The sequence below is a fragment of the Subtercola sp. Z020 genome (genome assembly GCF_002931235.1).
In the GTDB taxonomy this organism is placed as follows: Bacteria; Actinomycetota; Actinomycetes; order Actinomycetales; family Microbacteriaceae; genus Subtercola.
Genome location: NZ_PSTT01000157.1, coordinates 1 through 1,060 on the forward strand (window position 1 = coordinate 1; position 1,060 = coordinate 1,060).

The following is a 1,060-nucleotide window of genomic DNA, read 5'->3' on the forward strand; positions in this document are numbered from 1 at the left end:
TGTACTCGGCCATGACGTTGGTGACAGTCGGGGCTTGATTTGAGGAGGACCTCCGGGGCTTAGTGGAGGTATCTGACATCTCTTCAGGCCACGGAGGTCCTCATGTCCCACGTTAATGCCCGACTCACCATTCACGGCAGGATGCTGCTCGTTCAGCGTGTTCTCTCGGGCCGTCCTGCGGCTCACGTCGCGAAGGAACTCGGCATCTCGAGGCAGTGCGCGTACCGGTGGGTGCGCCGCTATCGGGCCGGGGGCGTGACCGGGCTCTCTGACCGGTCGAGCCGGCCGCACCGCACCCCGACTCGCACCAGCAACGACCGGGAGCACGCCGTCATCACCGCACGCGCCGAGCTGCGGTGCGGGCCAGCCAGGATCGCCGCTGTGACCGGGGTGCCCGCCCGGACGGTGTCTAGGATCCTCGCGCGTCACCAGATGCCCCCGCTCGCGGACTGCGACCCGGTCACCGGGCAGCCGATCAGAGCCGGTCGGGCGACAGCGAATCGGTACGAGCGGGAGCGCCCCGGGGAACTCGTGCACGTGGATGTGAAGAAACTCGGCCGGATCCCTGACGGCGGCGGCTGGCGGGCCGATCCCGCCCAAGACCGCCGCAACCACAAAACAAGCCACACCCGAGTCGGGTACGACTACGTCCACGCCGTGATCGATGACCACACCCGCCTCGCGTACGCCGAGATCCATGACGATGAGAAAGGCGCCACCGCGGCCGGCGTGCTGCTCCGAGCCGCCGCATTCTTCGCCAGCTGCGGCATCCCCCGCATCGAACGCGTGATCAGCGACAACGCGTTCGCATACCGACACTCAGCAGCGTTCAAAGCCGCGGTCACCCAGCTCGGCGCGGTGCAGCGCTTCATCAAACCGCACTGCCCCTGGACGAACGGGAAAGTCGAACGCCTCAACCGCACCCTCGCCACCGAATGGGCGTACGCTCGCCCGTTCACGAGCAACACCGAACGAGCCGACGCACTTGCCCCTTGGCTGAACTACTACAACACTGAACGCAACCACACCGGCATCGGAACCACACCCATCAACCGCATGT

1 protein-coding gene is annotated in these 1,060 nt (G+C 66.5%); it reads left to right on the forward strand.

The window, feature by feature from the left end; all coding sequences use genetic code 11:
* Positions 1-102: 102 nt before the first annotated feature.
* Positions 103-1,060: IS481 family transposase (locus tag C5B96_RS16960; RefSeq protein WP_104246530.1), on the forward strand; the 958-nt coding region annotated here is incomplete at its 3' end.